Origin of the sequence: Nocardiopsis sp. CNR-923 (assembly GCF_001942255.1) — a bacterium.
Taxonomy (GTDB): Bacteria; Actinomycetota; Actinomycetes; order Streptosporangiales; family Streptosporangiaceae; genus Nocardiopsis.
Genome location: NZ_MKKC01000016.1, coordinates 1 through 4045, shown reverse-complemented (window position 1 = coordinate 4045; position 4045 = coordinate 1). Strand labels below are relative to the sequence as shown.

9 protein-coding genes are annotated in these 4045 nt (G+C 68.5%); 6 read left to right on the top strand and 3 right to left on the bottom strand.

Translation table 11 applies throughout. The features are described 5' to 3' along the window. Nucleotides 1-97: 97 nt before the first annotated feature. Both BJF83_RS27280 and BJF83_RS26420 read right to left on the bottom strand, forming a co-directional pair. A complete protein-coding gene (locus BJF83_RS27280) occupies nt 98-247 on the bottom strand; it encodes a hypothetical protein (RefSeq protein WP_158070317.1) in 150 nt (49 codons plus the stop codon). Nucleotides 248-257: 10 nt separating this feature from the next. Then, complete coding sequence (locus BJF83_RS26420) at nt 258-551, bottom strand: hypothetical protein (protein ID WP_143831741.1); 294 nt, start codon at nt 549-551, stop codon at nt 258-260. A gap of 133 nt (nt 552-684) precedes the next feature. Between BJF83_RS26420 and BJF83_RS01110 the strand changes: the two genes are divergently transcribed. The 6 genes from BJF83_RS01110 (at nt 685) to BJF83_RS01085 (ending at nt 3611) form a co-directional block, all read left to right on the top strand. Continuing rightward, nucleotides 685-1110, top strand: coding sequence for a DUF6011 domain-containing protein (locus BJF83_RS01110; RefSeq protein WP_075924820.1), 426 nt, complete (start codon nt 685-687; stop codon nt 1108-1110). A 38-nt stretch (nt 1111-1148) separates the two neighbouring features. Next, nucleotides 1149-1340, top strand: a complete 192-nt coding sequence (locus BJF83_RS01105; RefSeq protein ID WP_075924819.1) for a hypothetical protein — start codon at nt 1149-1151, stop codon at nt 1338-1340. Between the two features lie 16 nt (nt 1341-1356). Beyond that, on the top strand, nt 1357-1911 hold the full coding sequence (locus BJF83_RS01100; protein ID WP_075924818.1) for a hypothetical protein: 555 nt from the start codon (nt 1357-1359) through the stop codon (nt 1909-1911). 25 nt (nt 1912-1936) lie between these two features. Next, nucleotides 1937-2572, top strand: coding sequence for a hypothetical protein (locus BJF83_RS01095; protein ID WP_075924817.1), 636 nt, complete (start codon nt 1937-1939; stop codon nt 2570-2572). After that, nucleotides 2569-2799: a hypothetical protein gene (locus BJF83_RS01090; protein WP_075924816.1), complete on the top strand. Its 231-nt coding sequence runs from the start codon at nt 2569-2571 to the stop codon at nt 2797-2799. Before BJF83_RS01095 ends, BJF83_RS01090 begins: the two co-directional genes overlap by 4 nt. 83 nt (nt 2800-2882) lie before the next feature. Beyond that, a complete protein-coding gene (locus BJF83_RS01085; RefSeq protein ID WP_143831740.1) occupies nt 2883-3611 on the top strand; it encodes a hypothetical protein in 729 nt (242 codons plus the stop codon). Between the two features lie 100 nt (nt 3612-3711). On the opposite strand, the gene BJF83_RS01080 is transcribed toward BJF83_RS01085, so the two are convergent. Further along, entirely contained in the window at nt 3712-3945 is a 234-nt protein-coding gene (locus BJF83_RS01080) for a hypothetical protein (protein ID WP_075924814.1), read from the bottom strand. Between the last annotated feature and the right edge of the window lie 100 nt (nt 3946-4045).

Genomic DNA, 4045 nt, shown 5'->3' with positions numbered 1-4045 from the left:
GCAAGGCCTCCACTTTCCTGGCCATGCTCGGCATCGCCTGCATCCTCATCTGCTACAAGCACCTGGCAAAGCATGCTGATGGCTTTTGAGATGAGCTCTAAGCGGCGCGTTGTTCAGCGAGGACTCGATGGTGTTCCTCGCGGCGGAAGCGGATGGCGTCGGTGGCAAACGTCGCGAACACAGTGATGAGCGCACCGCCCAGTGCGGCGCTGGCCCCGATCACGGCCACCCACAGGGGCTCGGGCATCGTTCCAGGCCTAGCGCAGACCACCCCTAGGGCGTGGAGGGACGCCGCGTTCTCGGACGCGCCGTTCCGTGGGGACCTTGCTGAACGGGCTCCGGGCGTGGATTTCGGCGACTGGATAGCGGGTGTTGGCGTAGGCGTTGGCCAGAGCGGTGGTCAGGTTCTCGTCGGCCAAGCGGTGGACCTCAGCGGCCCATTCGAGGACGGCCAGCTCGTCCGCACCTGCGGGGGGTGGCTCCGGTAGTGGCGTTATCGGGGTGGGGCGATAGGGGCCAGCGGGGGACGTCTGGTCGGTGGCGTCGCTCATGCCGGTCAGTCTATGGCCACTTTCTAACCGTGGGTGACATTTACAGTCAAAAGATACTTGCTAACGTTAGTATATAACGTTAGAATGTGACTATTGCCACTTGTTAACACCCCCCATCCCCTCGGAGGTGGAGATGCAGGCCATTACCACCGGCGCTCCCACACCGGTTCCATGCAATCGTTGCGGCCGCCCGCTGCACTCCGCAGACTCCCGCGCCCGCGGCTACGGCCGCGGCTGCCTCGCGAAAGAGCTCGCTGCCGCGCGCACCCGTCTGGCCCGCCACAGCAGAACGGTCGCTTCCGGTGCCGAGGAGGTCCTGGAGATCCCTGGCGCGATCAGCCGCTTGCGCGGCGACATCTTCGTGGTCGTCGGACGCACCGGCCACCTGTACCGAGCCACCCCCGAACAGTGCAGTTGCCGTGCGGGGCAGCGCGGCGCCCATGTCTGCTACCACCGCGTGGCCGCCGCGATCATCGCCGCTTCCCTCGGTCTGCTCCCCGCCGCTACTCAGCCCCGTGTCTTCCAGGTCTCTGCCCGCTCTGTAGGCCTGGCCGCCTGAAACACCTCATCACGTGACCATCCGCGAAAGGACTCCTGATGGACCAGTACGAAGCGCAGATCCAACGGATCAAGGCCCGCTACCCCCCGAGCCTGGAGCGCTTGGCGCGTATCTCCCTCGTCCGCCAGCGCCAGCACCGAGCCGAGCAACAGGTGGCCCAGCAGGCCCAGGCTGCCCGGGTCGCCCGCCAGCTCCAGTTCCGCGCCAACCGCCCCCGCGTCACTCGATAAGGAGGAACTGTTCCCCATGACCGCTCCGATGACCTGGCGCGAGCTCGCCCGCCTCTCCGAGACCGTGGACAGCTACGCCCGCACCATGCCGACCTACACCGGAAGCACGGGCAGCACCTTGCAGTGCGCCGCCTACGTCGCCGATCAGACCGCCCTTGGCCACTACGACGCCCACCCCGACGGCCCGCAGATCCGCGCCTACTACTCCGATTACCTGGCCCGGGAGGCCGACGACCTGAACGGGGACCCGCACCGCGGCGAGATCGCCAACGCCCTGCGCGACCTCGCCAGGTTCATCACCAGCGGCGACATGGCGCTCACCCTGCCGCCCGAGCTGGCTGCCGTCGACGCGTCGGCGAGTTCGTGGCTCCTCACACCGGCAACACCCGTTTCCTCGCGGTACACGGCTATGTCGTCTCTCACGGCGACGCCGTCCTGGAGCTGGTGGACGAGACCGGCGCCGAGGTGGCCTCGGCCCACCGGGTCACCGATGGCCCCCTCACTGGGTGGCACATCTCCCACCCCCATGACTTCATCGGCCAAGCGCCTTACTCCCGAAACGGGGTCGTAGAGGTCTTGCGCACCTGGGGGGAGATGTGACGAACGCTCTGGAGGGCGTCCTGGCCCGCCCCCGGGATCTGACGCTTCCCGCCCGTGGGGACCTCGCGATCGTCCGAACCCTCGACCGTCCGCCGCTGTACTACCTGTCTCGGGTCGCACGCACCTCCGGTGGGCGGGTCACCGAACTCGAGGAGCTGAGCACAGGCCGATCCATCCCCTGCACGGAGTGGCCGCGCCTGGACCAGGTGACCTGGGCGGCCGCTCAGGAGGTCCACGTCGCCGCCGTGGTGGCGATGGCGCCCACACTGGTCGCCTCCGGCCTGGCCGAGTTCACCCGGGTTCTGGCCGACCACCGGCGGCGCACTCGGCCCGAGCTTGTACCGGACTGGGTGCTGCGTCTGGCCGGATACCGGCCAGAGTGGCAGGTCACCCTGTCAGCGGGGGTGCTGGAGACTGTCGCGGCGTGGACCGACGGCGGGCCCGGAAACCGGTGGGTACAGGGCGAACGGTTGGTGTCGGTCGCCACCGTGGTCCGTCAGGTCGTCGAGGGCGCCCACCCCCGGGAGCGGGTCGCACCGGACCTGTTCCGGTTCGGCTACGACGGTCGCGACCTGGTCGTGTCGGTTGGTCGCGGCCTGCACCCGTCCGCTGCCGTGGGGGTCGCTTCGTGATCGTGTCCCTGGAAACCCAGTGGTACTGGCCCCCCGAGCCCCCTGAGGAGCCGGTGGTCCTCGCCTGCGTCTACGAGTCCGTCTTCGCTGAGGAGCAGTGTGGTCGGCCGCTCCCCGACGGTGCGGATCCTGACGATCTGTTCTGCTCCCGCCACCTGAAGGCGGCCTCTGTCGGCGCGATCTCGTGGGAGGAGGTCTTCGCCTACCGCGCCCACTACCAGGTGTGAAAACGGGTCCTGACCAGGCGACGCAACCGCCGGCCAGGACCCCGACCCCGAAACCCCTTGTGGCTAAGGAAGTGAACGGAACCATGAACGATGCTACCCCTGGCGGCACCACCGGGTCTGCGACCCAGGAAGCGCTGTCCCGCATCATCCGAGAATTCGACGTGTTCACCAGCGACGAAGGCGCCGACCTGCTCAGCATCGAGGGGATCGTGGGCACCGCGGCCCCGTCCTGTACCGATCCGGTGGGCCGGTGGGTCGTGGGCGAGCTGCGCAAACTCGGCCACGACCAGGTGGTCGGCCACGACTGGCGGGAGGTGGGTGGCGACGGTGCGATGCTGACCGTCCGCGACCGTGCCGGTACCGCTCTCGCGCGTCTGCGGCTCGTGCCCGGGTCGTCCCTGTGGGATCTTGCCGCAGGAGTGTTCGCCGGTACGGTGCCTGCCCTCGTGCGCCCCGCTCCGGTCGAGGTTGTCTTCGCTGACCACACGTTGGTCAACCTCACCTCCCACGAGGTGGTGACCATCGCTCCGGACGGCACGTTCACCGCTCTGGGCGCCAACCCGATGTCGGCTCAGGTGCGCACTGCCCGGGTCATCGTCTCCCCGATGGGGCACCCGTGGGAGATGGTTCACGAGCGGCCGCTGGGCACCACCCACCTGCCAGCGCAGCGCGCCGCTCGGTGGCTGGTCGTGTCCCGGACGGTTGCCGTCCGCAACCCGCACCGGATCGACTTGCTCGTCCCGAGCGACTTGGCGCGTGATGAGCGCGGCATGGTTCTGTGGGCGGGAGCCCTGGCCCGCGTCGGGGCCTGACCGAACGCAGCGACGGTCCGCCTGACACTGAATGGTCGGGCGGACCGTCGTTCTCGGAGCGAGCTCGCAGGCCAGGGTCGTGGTGGGCCACGCCTTCGGTTCACAGCCGCGATTCGGGGCAGAAAAGCCCCCTGACCGTCCACATGAACCCTTGCTGGAGGCTGGTGCGGCCCAGCGCCAAGCACCGTTGGTCGACGTCGTCGCGTTCCCGGAGACTGGCCAGGAGATCGCCCAGCTCGTTCTCCTTCTCCTTGACCTGGTTGGCCAGGTCGATGAGGTCCTGCGGGAGTTCCCGGTAGCCGGTCACGGCACCGGGCTTCTGCGGGTGGGTCATTAGGCCGCCACGGTGCGCTTGGGGACGTGGTTGCCGTCGGCGTCAATCGGCGCGGTGACCTGCGTGCGTGTGGCGAACGATGTGACGGCGGCGACCAGGA

What these genes read in the sequence shown, in the direction of transcription:
- BJF83_RS27280 (WP_158070317.1), bottom strand. Translation starts at nt 247, where the DNA reads ATGCCCGAGCCCCTGTGGGTGGCCGTGATCGGGGCCAGCGCCGCACTG.
- BJF83_RS26420 (WP_143831741.1), bottom strand. Translation starts at nt 551, where the DNA reads ATGAGCGACGCCACCGACCAGACGTCCCCCGCTGGCCCCTATCGCCCC.
- BJF83_RS01110 (WP_075924820.1), top strand. Translation starts at nt 685, where the DNA reads ATGCAGGCCATTACCACCGGCGCTCCCACACCGGTTCCATGCAATCGT.
- BJF83_RS01105 (WP_075924819.1), top strand. Translation starts at nt 1,149, where the DNA reads ATGGACCAGTACGAAGCGCAGATCCAACGGATCAAGGCCCGCTACCCC.
- BJF83_RS01100 (WP_075924818.1), top strand. Translation starts at nt 1,357, where the DNA reads ATGACCGCTCCGATGACCTGGCGCGAGCTCGCCCGCCTCTCCGAGACC.
- BJF83_RS01085 (WP_143831740.1), top strand. Translation starts at nt 2,883, where the DNA reads ATGAACGATGCTACCCCTGGCGGCACCACCGGGTCTGCGACCCAGGAA.
- BJF83_RS01080 (WP_075924814.1), bottom strand. Translation starts at nt 3,945, where the DNA reads ATGACCCACCCGCAGAAGCCCGGTGCCGTGACCGGCTACCGGGAACTC.